Source organism: uncultured Acidaminococcus sp. (genome assembly GCA_900538365.1).
Classification (GTDB): Bacteria; Bacillota; Negativicutes; order Acidaminococcales; family Acidaminococcaceae; genus Acidaminococcus.
Map to the genome: position 1 here is coordinate 1 of UPXT01000012.1, position 15,123 is coordinate 15,123.

The following is a 15,123-nucleotide window of genomic DNA, read 5'->3' on the forward strand; positions in this document are numbered from 1 at the left end:
GTACCTGTCTTTACCTACGTATGATTTGGAATCCCCCAAAAATACGTGAAGAACCTCTTTTTTCCAAGTCGATATCGTTTACCGTCAATCCGCAAAATTCCGAGATCCGCAGCCCAGTATGGAACAGGATGAAAATTCCCTCATAATATCTACAATAATACTCGTCATTCTTTATGAAATCCAGGAAAATCCGCATATCTCTTTTGGAAAGAGCTTCCCTTCTCACACTATCGTTGATCAAGACCTCTTTCATTTCGAAATTAAAGGGATTTCTCCACAAGATTTCATCATCTACAGCCATTTGGAATGCGGGCCGCACCACACCCCGGATGCTGTGAATGGAACTGTATCCCTTTCCTTCGGACTGCAATTTGATCAGCCATAATTTGGCATCGGACATTTTCACTTTCCCAATGGCTTTCTGGGCAAAGCGTTCTTTCTTCAGGGCATTGACCACGAACTTGTAGTTGCTCAGGGTATTGGGTTTGACACCCTTTTTCAGCATCAGGTACCGCTGGACCAGTTCCAGGACGGTCATGGAATCCGAATGGGCATTGGGGCAGATCACCAGTTTCACTTCCAGGCTGTCTTCCATTTCCCGGAGGGATAGGCAGGGTTTCCGTCCCGGCGGCAAGGGATCCGTAGGCTCCAGCTTCCAGCTGTACAGGAATTTCGGCCGCCCGTTCACCATATATTTGAACTGATACTTTCCATCGATCCGCACGGACTCTCCCGCCCGTAAGATCCTTCTCTTCTTGTCCCGGCGCACACGGCCCCGCATATGGATTTTTTTCATTGGTTTTCCCCTTTCTCCTTGTTTGGCATCCTAATTCATCACTCCAAATGTCAAATAAGTCAACTTAAATACAGGACGTCTGGCGGAGGAACTTTTCAAACTCCTCCCGGATGATCAGCACCTTCCGTCCATTCCAGACCAAAAACTCCGCTCCAGGGTGTTCCACCGCAATCCGCCGCAGCCGCTTTTCCCCAATGTGGAAATACTGGCGGGCCTCCTTCACGGTCAGGGCATACCGCTGGTTAGAGGGAATCTCTTTGCTTTCCATAATTTCAAACCTCCTGTTCTGTCTATTTCTACTGGTAACAGGACAGAAATGGGGGCCATAAGTACTTTTTACACGAAAAAAAGCCATGGCAGGATTTTTCCCACCATGGCTACATTCATTTCCGCACCAAAGCCACCAACAGAACCGTGCCTATTCCATTGTGCCTTCAGCCGTTTCTGTGTTCTATTAATTGCTTTCTCGTACAGTTCTAATTATGCGTTGGCACTCCTTAAAGATTCTTTCTTCCTGCCTGATCGAGGTCATTTCTATTTCTTTCAATAAATTTCCGAGCCGATTGGACTGTTCCCTGGCTTTTAGCAATTCCGACATTTGTTTCTTCTTCATACTGTATTTCTTCTGTAATCTGTTGTTGATGATCTGCAGTTCACCAAAAATGTTTAACCTTACATATATAAACAGAAAAGTATGACTATTTTACTAATAATTCAAATAAATATTGTAATAAAAAACAGCAGGCGTATTTTTATACACCTACTGTTATAAGTTTAAAATAAAGCGTCTTCAATATTCAAGCTTGCTTTTAAGTCAAATCTTTGTTGAATTTGTTTTTCTTTATCTGTTTGAAAATCAAGATTACCGTTTTCGCGAAGTTCTTTTTCAAGTTCTTCTGCTGTTTTTATTTCGATTTTTTCGTCTGGTATTTCAAGTCCCCAATTATCCCAACCAACATAATTATTTCGAGCAAATAGTTCAATCTTATTTTGTGTTGGAAACATCTTTGTTATGCCGTCAATTACCTTTACTGGCTTTACACTATGTTTTCCACGGTGTATTTCTACCATCTGGCGTACATTCCGTGCTCCGCGTGGTTGAGGAAACCTACCATGCTTGAACGCAAGAACAAATTCAGTCTGCGAAAGAGTATATCTGCCAGGGTTATGCACCATTTTGTCCCATACAAACGCAATGGTTTTATATTCAAAGCCCCATGCTTTCCCTAGTTCGATAGCATTAGCCATTTGGGGGCCCGTTGTCCACATAAAAAGTAGGCAATCTTCCGCCGTGATAGACGGGACATCAAGCTCTTTTAGCTGTTTTAATTTAAGCGTTGGATATTTAAAAGCAGCCGAGCTCAAAAATATTTTTCTTTCGAAATCTTTATTTTCTGATTTGATTGTTGTCTTATCATATTGCATCTTCCCACCGTAATCCCACGGAGGGTCAGCATATATTACTTCATACTTTTTTTGTGGTAAAGGCGGATAAACATCTTTAAGGGGATTAATTTTGGTTCTTTTTTTCTGTTCAATACTATAGATTGAATAGGCAGTGATGGTGCCTGTTTTATTATCTTCTGCCATATAAAATCATTCCTTTCCTTTACTATCTTTACAAGAATACCCGAAAATCGAAAAACAGTCAAGAAATGTTACTTATAATCCGTTGTTTTAAAAGCATCAATTCGTTACACTTTCCAAGGGTGATGCAAATGATATTAAATGATTTTGCACAACGCATTAGAGCCTTAAGATGTGATAAGGGTTTTAGCCAAGAAAAATTTGCTTTAAAAATTGATATGGATAGAACTTATTATGCCTCTGTTGAAGCTGGAAAAAGAAACATTTCATTAAAAAATATTAAGAAAATAGCAGATGGCCTTGACATAACTCTTGAAGAATTGTTTCAAGGATTGTAAAGAAAGGAGTTCATCATTTAATGGCAAGACATGAACTGCAAGAACGTAGTAACTGGCAAACGGAATCAGGCCCTGGTGGTAAAGCTGGAAAAGCTGAACAAAACTTGTATAGTGTATTCCGTGAGGCTTTTCGTGGTACAGATTATATTATTTCTGATCATCCAACCAATTTAAAACACCTTTATGAAAATGTCCAATTATCACCAGAAACTCTAGCACAAATATATAATCCAGATGAAGAAACTATGCGTCACGCGCAGAGTAGAGGTTGGGGGATTTCTCCTGACTTTGCAATTACGAATATAAAAACAGGTAAAATTCTGTTTGGAGAAATCAAAAGACAGGATGGATGGGTTGAAGGAAAAGATCCTAGCGCAGGTCGAGGAAATGCGCATGAACGAATGTGTAAGTTATTCACTCCTGGTCTATTGCATGCTTACCGAAAAATAGGAGGAATAACTGACCCTAATATTTTACCATTTTGGGTTGTCCTTGAGGGAGACATTACACGAGATCCAAAAAGAAATAGAGAAATTGCCTTTTGGTTTGATGGTTATGAAAAAAATTATTTTATGTGGCGTCCTGGAATGGGTGGACAACCATTAGTTGATCATTTTTATAAATATCTATGTAAAGCACTTGATTGAACTGTGTAATAAATGTTGTTTTACATTATCATATAATGTAATTGCCTAAAAGCACTTGTCAAGACCGGAATATTTTTGACCCATTTGGCCGGTTAAAAGTGACCCAATAAAACGGTGGTTTCCCAGTTCTTGCACTTTTAAGGCCGGCATTTTCCCTGGCCGGAATGGCCAAGGCCAGAAGAAACAACGGCCGGATTCAGGCCGGCACGCAGTCGATCTTTTAAGCGGTAACTTTCTCCCTTAATATTTACCACATGTGCATTGTGCAGCAGTCTGTCCAAAATGGCTGTTGCTATCACTGAGTCACTCATAAGTTCATCTCAATCGCTGAAATATTTGTTGCTGGTCATAATCACGCTGCCCCGCTTATAACCGCGAACAGATAACTTGAAAGAGCAGCTCTGCCTGCTGCCTGGTCAGTTGCATATATCCAACTTCATCAATAATCAAAAGATCCGGGCGGGCATAAAATTTGTATCGTCTCGCCAGCATTCCCTTTGCTTTCCGCTTTTCTAAGTTATCCATCAAGTGAGACAGCGTAGTGAAGTATGCGGTCATCCCGTGCTGCAGTGCATCTACAGCAAAAGCCGTAGCCAAGTGTGTTTTTCCAACGCCCGGTGGCCCAAAAGGATCAGGTTCTCAGACCGCTCCACAAAAGCCATCGAACTTAGCTCCTGTATCTGTTACCAGATACTTCCGAAAATCTCTCACCACAACTCGGTCAGCCGGCAGCCAATTCACATTATCCAATTCGTCATAGGAAAGCCACCGGGCCGCTTCGTGTTCCAGCAGAGTCAGCTTGCCCCGTTCCACCTTACAAATAAAGCACTGCATGGAGAGATGGAATGTGGGATAGTCATATTCCACGGTGGTCAGGGGCTTCTCTACCCGGATCTCCGTGGCCAGTTCTTCCTGAATCTCCCGTTTGATGGCCTGCTCCGGAGTTTCTCCAGGTTCGATCTTTCCACCAGGAAATTCCCAACCGTCTTTGAATTCCCCATAACCCCGCTGGGTGGCGAAAACCTTATCTTGGTTGATGATCAGCGCTGCCACGACCTGTACCGTTTTCAAAGCCATCTCTCCTTTTATCCAAAGTTGGACTGTCTTTATTATACCATAGACAGTGTTCGAAAATCCGGACAACAAAAAAGCCATGGCAGGATCTTCAACGATCCCGTCACGGCTCTTTTAAAAGTCAAACGTCATACTACACATTGTGTATTTAATTTTTACGTTAACCACAATATATTGTGGTATCGGTAGTAAAACAGTAGTATGATCCCTTCACAAACTGCCGCAGATCCCCTGTTTATGCGGGTTTTCAAAGATCAAAGCAGGTAGTGCCATGGCACACAAACAGGATTTTTAGAGCCATTTTGAAAGTCCTCCTGAGGATACGAAAGGAAATTTTCTTACTTCCGCTGTCGTTTCTTCCTATTGTAGCAGAAAATCGGACGATTATCATTATCAAGGCAATGAAAAAGACCTTGCTGGGACGGTTACCCATCAAGGTCCACGGAACAATCTTGCGGCAGCATCATCATCCGCCATGCGCCCGTTTCACACGCTTCCAATGACCGTCTGTTACCACCAGCATGAATCCCATGAAATGATGCTGCTGCGGGCATCTTCCAGCGGGGTTCAAAATGCCTCATCTCAGGCAAGAAGCATATCGATAAGCGTGCGGATATGGACATCCATCACATCCACAGTGGGGACGGGAAGAAAAAGATCCTTAAAGGCCAGGGGCAGTTCTGTACAGCCAAGGATAATGGCTTGGACAGGGTACCTTTTCAGCGCTTCCTGACAATAGGTTTTAAAAAATTCCTGGGTACTTTCCTTTACAAGGCCAATTTCCAATTCGTTTTCAATATGGTCATTGATTTGTTCCTGGATATCTGGCTCCGGAACAAAGACACGGATACCCTGGCGTTCCAGTGGTTTTGTTACGAACGTGCCTGACATCGTCGGTTTCGTTCCCAGTAAAAGGACAGATGAAATTGCTTGTTTATTTAGCGCCTGGGCCGTCGTATCAATCATACTAATGACGGGGATGGGTGCCCGTTTCCTGATTTCATCAAGAACTGCATGAGGCGTGATTCCTGTAAGGGCCGCAAATTCACAGCCTGCCGCAGCAAGATGCTCAAATCCCTCAAGAAGATATTCACTGAGACCTCCCCAGTCATTTGAAGAGGCATACTGAAGAACGTCAAAAACGCTCAGGCTCTCTATCGTCAGATAGGGAAATTTTCCCGTTTTTTTCTCAACCTGGGAGGTAATCGTTTTGTAATAGATAAGGGTTGACTCAGGACCCGTTCCTCCAATAAGGCCTAATTTTTTCATGTTCTTTTTCCTTTTTATTGATATTTGTTAACCAATCCTGTAAAAAGTCTCTCCCTCTATAGGGGAAGGTACGTTCACAACGCATCAATCATTTATGAAGTTAGAATAAGCATAAGGGCCCATGGCATGACGGTTTTTAAGAACCATAGACGGTCCAAGACAATCATAGAAGGGCCCTTTGTGCTCAATGAAGGGAAAGATCCAGGTCCTTGATCCATTTTCTGAGGTCTTCTTCACTCACCGTCTTTTCAAATCGTCTGCCTTTTTTCCATTTGGCACCAGGAATCAGGGAAGCAAGATTTTCCTCACTTTTTTCGATACCGCTGGAACCGCTTGTGCAGAAGGGAACAATCGTCTTTCCCGTAAAATCAAGACTTTCGCTGAAGGTATCGATGCTGCGCGGCTCAATCCCCCACCAAATTGGATACCCTAGGAAAATGACTTTCACATCTTGGAAATGCTCAGGCGTTCCCCGCAGTTTAGGTCTGGCGGAGGCATCGTTTTGTTCCCGATTGGCCCGACTGTCCTTGACATTGTAGTCAAGGTCATCTTTGCTGTAGGGAATTTCCGGCGTAATTTCGTAAAGGGTGCCGCCCGTTAGGGCCGCAATTTTTTGGGCCACGGTCCGCGTATTTCCCGTCTGGGAAAAATAGGCAACAAGAACGTCCGGACGCCCTTTGGGTGAAGCTGCCTGCTCTGCGCCTGCCTTCTTGGAGGCCGCCTTTTCTTCGCCGCCGGCTGAAGCACAGCCGCCCATGTAGGCCAGAATAAAGCCCATTAAGAGGATGCCTGCTAGTTTCATGATTCGGTTCATGATGATCCGTCCTTTCTTATACAGAAGCTGCCAGAAGCTTTTTCAGTGTGCCCTCACCGACACGGCCATTAAGGATCCGTCCTTCCATAAGGTCTGCATGCGGCCCTGCGGCAGGCTTCAACTTTTCCAACGTCTTTCCAAAACCACTGCCGCCGCTTGTGGCAAATAGGATGATTTTCTTATCGCTGAAATCGTACGCCTTGAGGAAACTCGTGATGATTTTTGGAGCTTCATACCACCAAATCGGGAAACCCAAAAAAATGACATCATAGGACGCGGGCGCAGCATTGTGGTCCAAAAGTTCCGGTAAAGGCGCCCCGGCCTTTTTTTCCAAAGATGACCGTGAACGAGGATCCATCCAGTCAAGGTCCTTGGCCGTGTAGGGCACTTTGGGGCGGATTTCGTAAAGATCCGCGTCAGCAGCCTCAGCAAGGGCTTTGGCAGCCTTTCGTGTCGTTCCAGTTGCACTGAAATAGGCAACGAGGATTTTTTTCATGGAAAGCACCTTCCTTCTCACAAAACCCTAACAGTTTCTACAAGAGGTTTTCTTGATGTATGATTCAAAAGAGGTCCGCCGCCTTCCCCTCTATAGCCTAAATCAAGAAGGAGCACAAGGTCTTCGTTTTCCGGAAGGGTCAAGGCCTTTTTGAGTTTTTCTGGATCAAAGAAATTGACCCAGCAGCTGTCGACTCCCACATTTTTTGCCGCAAGCATCATATGGACGCCCACAATCGAGGCATCTTCGGCCCCGGAATCGCGGGTATCTCCAGGATAATGGAAGACGCTGTTCCTATCATAGGCTACGGCAAGGACAACAGGAGCCCCATAACGGCAAGGCGTTATGCTGTCAAGGGCCGCAAGGGCCTTGGGGGAAGTAAGGACGTAAACGCGCTGAGCCTGGGCATTTTTTGCCGTTGGGGCTAGGCGCCCCGCCTCAAGGATGGCTGTAAGGACACTCTCATCGATGGGACGGCCATCAAACTTTTTGCAGGAATATCGCTCTTTTATGAGATTCAAGAATTCCATGGCTATCGCACTCCTTTGGAATCAATCCTGACGCACTGTTAGCAAATACAGTATGTCACGCTTTTTAGGCAGGGTCAAGATGCCGCGCCATACCTTTTGAGCTCAGTCTTTCATGCTCAAAACGCAAAAAAAATCACCCTGCCAAAGAGGCAGGGTGATTTCTTGATCAAAAGCTCCAGCGCAGTCCCACATCCCAGCTCCAGTTCTCATCGTAGCTGGAACCATCGCCCCGTTCAAGGTCGAAATAGGCCTGCAGACCGTCATTGATCTTATAGGCGCCGCCCAATCCATAGGAGAACCAGGTATCGCCATAATCTTCATGGACGCGCAGCCGGTCCGTATCCACGGACATGACCGTCACATGGTTGCCGCCAAAGTCATGGTACCAGTTGGCTTTTGCATAGACCGCAAAACGCGGACTTTCATACCCAGCCCGGGCTCCAATCCGTCCCAGGGCGGTGTTCAGGCTTTCGCCTTCCACGTGCACCCCGTTCGAATCGGTGAAGGCATCGTTCCGGAAGTGTCCCAGGACAACCTGGGCCTGCGGCTCCACAAACCAGCCCTTTTCGTCCTTTTTCTTGTAGCCATATTCGGCTCCGAAGGAAAAGCCCGTACTGTTCGACTGACCGTCAATGAATCGGCCAAGACCGGTATAACCAAATTCATTTTCATACCGTGACCCTTTGAGGCTGAGGTCAAGGTACTGCCCGTTTTTCCAGACTTGCGTATCGTAAAGGCCTAGGGTATAGCCCTTGAGGTCCCCTTTCCCTGACACGTAGGTTGCATCGCCATCAAGGTAGGCAAAGCCCACACCGATGACGTGCTCCTTCGTTTCCGTCTTCTTATGGAGCCAGTCGTAGCCCACTTCGTACTCATTATACTTGGAGTCAACAAGGAAGTCGCTCACGCGGCTGAATTTCTTACCCTTGCCCCGAGCCCAGATCCCGTTATCCGTATTGTCCGTAAGGGACCCGTCCGCTTCGCCCATGCGGCGGAAGAGCGTATCCATATCACTTCTCCAAAGAAGGTAGTTGCCTCCCGTAATGCCGCCGAGGTTCCGGACCACCGTCGTGTGGTGCCCTTCGTCATTTGTCGGAGTCTTTGTGACGCCTTTGAGGTACCAATCGGTGCCGTAGCCATCGGTTACGTTATCTGTCGTACTGTCCAGCTTCAGGTCGTAGTAGTGGAGAGCTGCTTCCATCTCTGCGTCGCTCACAAAGGCTCCTTCTTCATCCCCTACGCTGGCCAATACGGTGCCCAGAGCCCCTTCCCAGGTATTGGACGTGCTGCGAAGGTGCAGGGCCGTCGTTCCCGTATGGCTTCCCGTGACGTAGACATGGTCGTTGCCCGTGTTCGTTGTGCCATCGGCATCGAGGGATACGGTCGCACCGTCACCGGCAAAGGAATCTGCCGTCAGGGTCTCGCCCAGCGTGCCGTCCATGAGGTTAATATTTGCCCCCGCTGCGTTCAGGGTACTGACAGTAGAAGAATCCGTCAACTTCCACGTGGCGCCGCCTGCAAGATTCAAGACGAGGTCGTTTGTCGCCAGATCTTCGATGGAGTCATCCGAAGTTGTTCCCATAAACGTATTGGCAATGGACGCCGTAAGGGTACCTCCCTTTACTGTCGCGAGGTGACCTGTTACCGTATCTGCTGTAAGCGTAATCTTTGCTCCCGTACTTGCAGCCGTAGCGGTTCCCGTTAAGTTTCCTACGTCTGCCGTAATGGAAGCAGGTGAATCATCTTCGGCATAGAGATTGCCGATGACAGAGCCCGCAGTAAGGGTAATATCAGAGTCAATGGCACTTACATCGCCTGTCAGCGTCCCGCCGATTGAAGCCTTGATGTGACTGCTATCCGTTGCTTTAAGGTTCCCATCAAGAGAATCCGAAAGAGTTGCTGTCAATGTGCTGTCTGGACCTTCTGCACTAAGGTCTCCCTTGGCAGAAGCTGCTGTGAGCGAAAGGGTGCCCGCACTTTTTGTAATCTCTTTAGGTTTTCTGTCCCACTTGGCCGTCGCGTTTCCCGTATAGACATCTGAAACAACAGCCGTTACCGTACCAGCATCGGCCAAAAGGTCACCTGTCAGGGTCTTTGTCACTCCAGCCGTACCGATAGCGACCAGCGATCCTTTTCCTTCTGCCTTAGCTCCATTTTTTAAGGTAATCTCCTTGCCGTCAAGCTTCACTTTGGTATTTACGGTACTGCTGAACCAGTCGCTGGATTGGACCTCCCCTGCCACGGAAAGGGACTCTGTTCGGCTGCTGCCAAGGACCAGTAAGCCTCCGAATGAAGCTCTCACGGGAGACATAAAAGAATCCCACGGTTTTTCTTCCGTCTGGGATATGGTTACTCCATCCACGATGAGGGATGCCATGCTTCCATAAGCATCTACCTTGCTATTTAAGGTCACGGTATCAGCGGTAATCGTTGTCTCAAGAAATTTCGGTGTAGATGGATGAGACCATACCCGAATCGGGCCATGACTTTCTACAGAACTTGTCCCTGAACCACCGATGATGGCCTTTCCACCCCAGTGATGATAATAATCGAGGTTTTTTGTACCAAGAACAATATGCTGGCCCTTGACTGTAAAATCTGACCCTTGGATTGAAATCCCGTCCCCCACCTGAACGGATTCTGTTGCGTCACTGCCAATCGTTACGGAGCTTCCATTACTTGCACTGATATATTGAAATTTTTGCTCATTTGTCGTGCCGCTGTCTGTTGCTGCGGCATCCTTAAAAACAATCTGTTTTCCCAGCACGGTCAAGGAAGCATGATTTAGCGTATTTGTTTTCTTAAGGGTAACGAGACGGGTTTCTTCCGTACCGAGGGTTGTCTCCCCCTCATTATATGTATTGACCGCATCCGTTGTAATCTGGGAACCCCGAAGCGTTGTGGCAGCTCCTACTCCAACGGTGCGAAGCTCTCCGGAAACCTTGACAACATCCGTACTTTCCGAACCGATTTGAACCGTGCCGCCTGCATAGTCCGTAGCGGTTTCTTCCGACGGGATGATCCCACCTTCCGTATCTCCATTAAAGATTCCTTTTGGTACTGTAACGGCAATGTTTTTGCCGAAAAGGGTCAGGGACGCTTTTGAGCCACCAGCCGCGGACGAACCATCAACTGCAATAGCAGCCCCATTATCCGAATTTTCTACAGCTATCGTAAGGAACTCTGTCTCATCACTGCCGCGGCTATAGGACGCACCCTCTTTTACCTGTATGCCTGTCGTTTCTTTGATTTCTATAGAATCAGCCGCATACGCAGTCCCTGATGATAGGGTCAGCAAAACAGCAAAGGTCAGCAATGTTCCCCTTTTTCCAGTTCTTCCCTGCATTTATCTTCCTCCTCAGCAGCAATAGGTCACTATGAAGATATCCAATTTTCTCTATTTTTTACCCATTTCTGCCATTTATCTACTTTTTTATTATAACATATTGAGTTAATCAAGAAAAATTTTTCTTAAGTATATGATTTCCCGCGTCTTAATTTACTGCTTCCCAACTAGAAAAGGAAGGGCAGTACAAACAATAAGATGGGCATGTGAACCGCAAAGGATCCACATGCCCATATAGGGTACTTATCAGAAGCTCCAGCGCAGTCCCACGTCCCAGCTCCAGTTTTCATCATAGCTGGAACCGTCGCCCCGTTCAAGGTCGAAATAGGCCTGCAGGCTGTCATTGACTTTGTAGGCGCCGCCCAGTCCATAGGAGAACCAGGTATCGCCATAATCTTCATGGACGCGCAGCCGGTCCGTATCCACGGACATGACCGTCACATGGTTGCCGCCAAAGTCATGGTACCAGTTGGCTTTTGCATAGACCGCAAAACGCGGACTTTCATACCCAGCCCGGGCTCCAATCCGTCCCAGGGCGGTGTTCAGGCTTTCGCCTTCCACGTGCACCCCGTTCGAATCGGTGAAGGCATCGTTCCGGAAGTGTCCCAGGACAACCTGGGCCTGCGGCTCCACAAACCAGCCCTTTTCGTCCTTTTTCTTGTAGCCATATTCGGCTCCGAAGGAAAAGCCCGTACTGTTCGACTGACCGTCAATGAATCGGCCAAGACCGGTATAACCAAATTCATTTTCATACCGTGACCCTTTGAGGCTGAGGTCAAGGTACTGCCCGTTTTTCCAGACTTGCGTATCGTAAAGGCCTAGGGTATAGCCCTTGAGGTCCCCTTTCCCTGACACGTAGGTTGCATCGCCATCAAGGTAGGCAAAGCCCACACCGATGACGTGCTCCTTCGTTTCCGTCTTCTTATGGAGCCAGTCGTAGCCCACTTCGTACTCATTATACTTGGAGTCAACAAGGAAGTCGCTCACGCGGCTGAATTTCTTACCCTTGCCCCGAGCCCAGATCCCGTTATCCGTATTGTCCGTAAGGGACCCGTCCGCTTCGCCCATGCGGCGGAAGAGCGTATCCATATCACTTCTCCAAAGAAGGTAGTTGCCTCCCGTAATGCCGCCGAGGTTCCGGACCACCGTCGTGTGGTGCCCTTCGTCATTTGTCGGAGTCTTTGTGACGCCTTTGAGGTACCAATCGGTGCCGTAGCCATCGGTTACGTTATCTGTCGTACTGTCCAGCTTCAGGTCGTAGTAGTGGAGAGCTGCTTCCATCTCTGCGTCGCTCACAAAGGCTCCTTCTTCATCCCCTACGCTGGCCAATACGGTGCCCAGAGCCCCTTCCCAGGTATTGGACGTGCTGCGAAGGTGCAGGGCCGTCGTTCCCGTATGGCTTCCCGTGACGTAGACATGGTCGTTGCCCGTGTTCGTTGTGCCATCGGCATCGAGGGATACGGTCGCACGGTCACCGGCAAAGGAATCTGCCGTCAGGGTCTCGCCCAGCGTGCCGTCCATAAGGTTAATATTTGCCCCCTCTGCGTTCAGGGTACTGACAGTAGAAGAATCCGTCAGGTTCCACGTGGCGCCGCTATTGAGGGTAAGTGTCATTGTATCGGCATCGTCTGTCGTCTTACCCGTAAAGGTATGGCTGACAGTTGCCGCAAGTGTGCCGTTATCAGAAGTCGTGAGATTGCCTGTAAGGGAGCCTGTTGTTAAGGTCAAATTGCCACTATCCGCAGCCGAGGCATCTCCCACGGCAGTTCCCGAAACAGTTGCCGAAAGCGTGCTGCCGGAACCTTTGGAAGTCAGGTTACCCTCAGAAGATCCTGCCCTAAGGCTGAGCGTACCGGCATCACTAGCCACAGCATCTCCCGTATAAGTTCCGGAGAGCGTCGCCGTAACAACGCCTTTATCCGTGGCCGTAAGGTCACCTGTAAGGGTCTTTGTCACCCCGGCGCTGCCAATCGTAAGTGCAGCCCCATTTCCCGTAGCAACAGCACCGTTCTCTAAGGTAATCGCCGAGCCATCAAGAGAGACTTTGGTATCGGGCTCCTCCTCCACTAATGAGGCAACCATACCAACAAGGGTAAGGGACTCGGTCCTGCTGCTTCCCAGGGTCATGACACCGCCCTCGACTGCCATAACTGTGTACGGATACCCTTCTAAGACAGCCTTATCTGACGTCAGCGATATTGTCGTACCATCCACTGTAAGGAAAGTCCCTGGCAAAACGTTATAGACATCCCCTTCGAGTGTCACCGTATCTCCGACAATAGTAAGTACGGATTGCTCACCATTTGACAAATGTCCAGTCATAATGACTGATTCCGTATTCTCATCACCAATGCTGCATTTGGAGCCCGCATCATTCTCAAAAATGTGAATATCGTTTGTTTCCCCATTTGTACCGATGCGGATTTCATTGCCTCTTACGGTCAGTTCAGATCCGTTAGTATCTCCCAAAATAATCTTACCCGGAATCTGAACCGTATCTGTATCATCATCACCAATATTGACATTCCCATTATAATTCACATGAATAGATACGTTGTCCTCGGCCTTCCTTGAATAGTCTTCTGACCCGCCAACGGTAATGGTATGACCGAGAACCGTTATTTCACTATAACGGTCAGCCACAAGGCCCTTTGTCTTAACAGATTCCGTGCGTGCGGACCCAATTGCCAAAGATCCACCATGATAAACCTCAGCACGGTCATTTACAACAATGGAAGACCCCTCAAGCTTCGTATTGGTGATGCCCGTTTTTGCAGGGGGCTGCCAATAACCATCATCTATCCCCCCAGTTATGATCCTGCCATTTACGGTCAAGGAATCCGTACTGTCCGAACCAATCACTAAGCTGCCGCCGCCAAAATGAGTAGGGGCGCCTTCTCCTCCTATACCACCATTATAGATACCGTCTTCTGCCGTGACGGAAATGTTTTTTCCATAAAGCTCCAGCTTGGAATCATCCCCATCAACAAAAATGGACGAATCATCGCTGCCATTTTTCACATCGATTGCAAGGGACGTTGTATGATCGCTGCCGATTCGAACGGAAGCGCCGTCTTCCACATGAATCCCCCGCGTTTCGAGGTCATAATTATAGGTGACGCCCTCTTCTCCAACGGTATTATGGGTCAGGGAAATCGTGGAACCATCGACAGTGATGCGGCTGCCAGAATCAACGGCTCCAATCGGTCCTTTTAGGGAAGTTGTATTTGCAGTCCCTATGTTAATGGTCGATCCGTTGGTTGCTGTTACCGCTGCATAATCGTCCCCTTTATTGATGCTCATTTCTTTTGCATAGAGATTCACTGTACTCTTATTCTCGGCAAGGATTTCCCCATTTGCCGTCAAGCTGTCATAAGGTGAAGAAATAGATCCAATCGTCACGGCCGATTCCCCGCTGGCATCGATCGCTCCCTTTCCATCGGCGGTTCCTGATGGGGTAAAAGTAATCGTACCGCTCCCTGTCACGGTGACCGTCGCCTTATTTGCTGCATATAGTTCGTCCAGTGTTTCATTGGAAGAAGTAACGTTGGAGATTCCTCCAGTATAAGAAATTGCAGAAGCTTCCCCTGACGATAACGCGAATAGGACAGCTGCCGATAAAAGCACCTTTTTTTTATGGGATAAGTAAATCATCATCATTCCTCCTTGAGCAGTTCTGCCGAGATAAGAGAAAACAGATCACCAAACAAAGCGATAGGGCATCATGCAACCTGTTGTTATATGGTGTCCGTGCCCCCAAGGGAAAAAGGGGGGCTGAATAAAATGGGATTTTACCGCACCGCCTTTCCAACAAGCCTATATCTTTACAGGAGAAAGGCCTCTTTTTTACCAAAAACCCAGCAAAAAAGAAAACGCCTTTCCTTTCTCCAGACATTCCAAAAAACAATCTCGTAAGAGGACATGGCAAGTTTGGTTCATTATAGATTCTTTGTTTTATCTATTTTTTCTATTTATTCCCATATTCAACGTTATTTTACCATATAATGATTATTTTACCCTATAAGAAATAAGATTTTTATGTAAGAAAGATTGCCATTTTTTCGATTTATGTAATTATTGTTACATAAATCACGATTATTTTCCTGTTTCCCAAAGGATGATTCCCTATCCGCAGCAACTATAGGCGAAGGGGATAGAAGCTCCAGCCAAGTTCCACATCCTGGCTCCATTTCTCATTGCAGCTGGAACAGTGCCCCGTTCAAGGT

Annotated in this window: 12 protein-coding genes and 2 pseudogenes; 2 read left to right on the plus strand and 12 right to left on the minus strand. The window is 47.3% G+C overall.

The annotated features are described in order from the left end of the window. Positions 1–55: 55 nt before the first annotated feature. From QZQ08_RS03885 to QZQ08_RS03895, 3 genes and pseudogenes are all read right to left on the minus strand, one after another. A pseudogene (locus QZQ08_RS03885) lies at positions 56–796 on the minus strand (integrase DNA-binding domain-containing protein); the annotation flags it as partial. Positions 797–860: 64 nt separating this feature from the next. Then, positions 861–1,064 (minus strand): excisionase, encoded by a 204-nt coding sequence (locus QZQ08_RS03890; RefSeq protein WP_296328136.1) that lies wholly within the window; start codon positions 1,062–1,064, stop codon positions 861–863. A 506-nt stretch (positions 1,065–1,570) separates the two neighbouring features. Next, positions 1,571–2,386 (minus strand): MT-A70 family methyltransferase, encoded by an 816-nt coding sequence (locus tag QZQ08_RS03895; protein ID WP_296328139.1) that lies wholly within the window; start codon positions 2,384–2,386, stop codon positions 1,571–1,573. Positions 2,387–2,514: 128 nt separating this feature from the next. Between QZQ08_RS03895 and QZQ08_RS03900 the strand changes: the two genes are divergently transcribed. Continuing rightward, complete coding sequence (locus QZQ08_RS03900; protein WP_296328143.1) at positions 2,515–2,721, plus strand: helix-turn-helix domain-containing protein; 207 nt, start codon at positions 2,515–2,517, stop codon at positions 2,719–2,721. A gap of 20 nt (positions 2,722–2,741) precedes the next feature. Further along, positions 2,742–3,368, plus strand: a complete 627-nt coding sequence (locus QZQ08_RS03905; RefSeq protein WP_296328146.1) for a MunI family type II restriction endonuclease — start codon at positions 2,742–2,744, stop codon at positions 3,366–3,368. 137 nt (positions 3,369–3,505) lie between these two features. Here the strand turns inward: QZQ08_RS03905 and QZQ08_RS09745 are convergent, their stop codons facing one another. The 9 genes and pseudogenes from QZQ08_RS09745 to QZQ08_RS03945 all read right to left on the minus strand — a co-directional run bounded on the left by QZQ08_RS09745 (position 3,506) and on the right by QZQ08_RS03945 (position 14,557). Next, entirely contained in the window at positions 3,506–3,679 is a 174-nt protein-coding gene (locus QZQ08_RS09745) for an ATP-binding protein (protein WP_366140925.1), read from the minus strand. A gap of 55 nt (positions 3,680–3,734) precedes the next feature. Next, positions 3,735–3,983, minus strand: a pseudogene (locus tag QZQ08_RS03910) (ATP-binding protein); the annotation flags it as partial. A gap of 24 nt (positions 3,984–4,007) precedes the next feature. Continuing rightward, positions 4,008–4,439, minus strand: coding sequence for an 8-oxo-dGTP diphosphatase MutT (gene mutT / locus QZQ08_RS03915; protein ID WP_296328149.1), 432 nt, complete (start codon positions 4,437–4,439; stop codon positions 4,008–4,010). Positions 4,440–5,024: 585 nt separating this feature from the next. Further along, entirely contained in the window at positions 5,025–5,711 is a 687-nt protein-coding gene (locus QZQ08_RS03920; RefSeq protein ID WP_296328152.1) for an aspartate/glutamate racemase family protein, read from the minus strand. A gap of 184 nt (positions 5,712–5,895) precedes the next feature. After that, on the minus strand, positions 5,896–6,525 hold the full coding sequence (locus tag QZQ08_RS03925) for a flavodoxin (RefSeq protein WP_296328155.1): 630 nt from the start codon (positions 6,523–6,525) through the stop codon (positions 5,896–5,898). A gap of 16 nt (positions 6,526–6,541) precedes the next feature. Next, complete coding sequence (locus QZQ08_RS03930) at positions 6,542–7,021, minus strand: flavodoxin (RefSeq protein WP_016459678.1); 480 nt, start codon at positions 7,019–7,021, stop codon at positions 6,542–6,544. 17 nt (positions 7,022–7,038) lie between these two features. Then, the gene (locus tag QZQ08_RS03935) at positions 7,039–7,551 is read right to left on the minus strand and encodes a nitroreductase family protein (protein ID WP_009015528.1); all 513 of its coding nucleotides are present in this window, start codon (positions 7,549–7,551) and stop codon (positions 7,039–7,041) included. Positions 7,552–7,717: 166 nt separating this feature from the next. Beyond that, positions 7,718–10,897, minus strand: a complete 3,180-nt coding sequence (locus tag QZQ08_RS03940; protein ID WP_296328163.1) for an autotransporter outer membrane beta-barrel domain-containing protein — start codon at positions 10,895–10,897, stop codon at positions 7,718–7,720. A 246-nt stretch (positions 10,898–11,143) separates the two neighbouring features. Next, positions 11,144–14,557 (minus strand): autotransporter outer membrane beta-barrel domain-containing protein, encoded by a 3,414-nt coding sequence (locus tag QZQ08_RS03945; RefSeq protein ID WP_296328166.1) that lies wholly within the window; start codon positions 14,555–14,557, stop codon positions 11,144–11,146. Positions 14,558–15,123: the final 566 nt, after the last annotated feature.

Bases quoted from the DNA above. Each gene is read 5' to 3' on its own strand.
- QZQ08_RS03890 (WP_296328136.1), bottom strand. From the start codon at position 1,064: ATGGAAAGCAAAGAGATTCCCTCTAACCAGCGGTATGCCCTGACCGTG.
- QZQ08_RS03895 (WP_296328139.1), bottom strand. From the start codon at position 2,386: ATGGCAGAAGATAATAAAACAGGCACCATCACTGCCTATTCAATCTAT.
- QZQ08_RS03900 (WP_296328143.1), top strand. From the start codon at position 2,515: ATGATATTAAATGATTTTGCACAACGCATTAGAGCCTTAAGATGTGAT.
- QZQ08_RS03905 (WP_296328146.1), top strand. From the start codon at position 2,742: ATGGCAAGACATGAACTGCAAGAACGTAGTAACTGGCAAACGGAATCA.
- QZQ08_RS09745 (WP_366140925.1), bottom strand. From the start codon at position 3,679: ATGAGTGACTCAGTGATAGCAACAGCCATTTTGGACAGACTGCTGCAC.
- QZQ08_RS03920 (WP_296328152.1), bottom strand. From the start codon at position 5,711: ATGAAAAAATTAGGCCTTATTGGAGGAACGGGTCCTGAGTCAACCCTT.
- QZQ08_RS03925 (WP_296328155.1), bottom strand. From the start codon at position 6,525: ATGAACCGAATCATGAAACTAGCAGGCATCCTCTTAATGGGCTTTATT.
- QZQ08_RS03930 (WP_016459678.1), bottom strand. From the start codon at position 7,021: ATGAAAAAAATCCTCGTTGCCTATTTCAGTGCAACTGGAACGACACGA.
- QZQ08_RS03935 (WP_009015528.1), bottom strand. From the start codon at position 7,551: ATGGAATTCTTGAATCTCATAAAAGAGCGATATTCCTGCAAAAAGTTT.
- QZQ08_RS03940 (WP_296328163.1), bottom strand. From the start codon at position 10,897: ATGCAGGGAAGAACTGGAAAAAGGGGAACATTGCTGACCTTTGCTGTT.
- QZQ08_RS03945 (WP_296328166.1), bottom strand. From the start codon at position 14,557: ATGATGATGATTTACTTATCCCATAAAAAAAAGGTGCTTTTATCGGCA.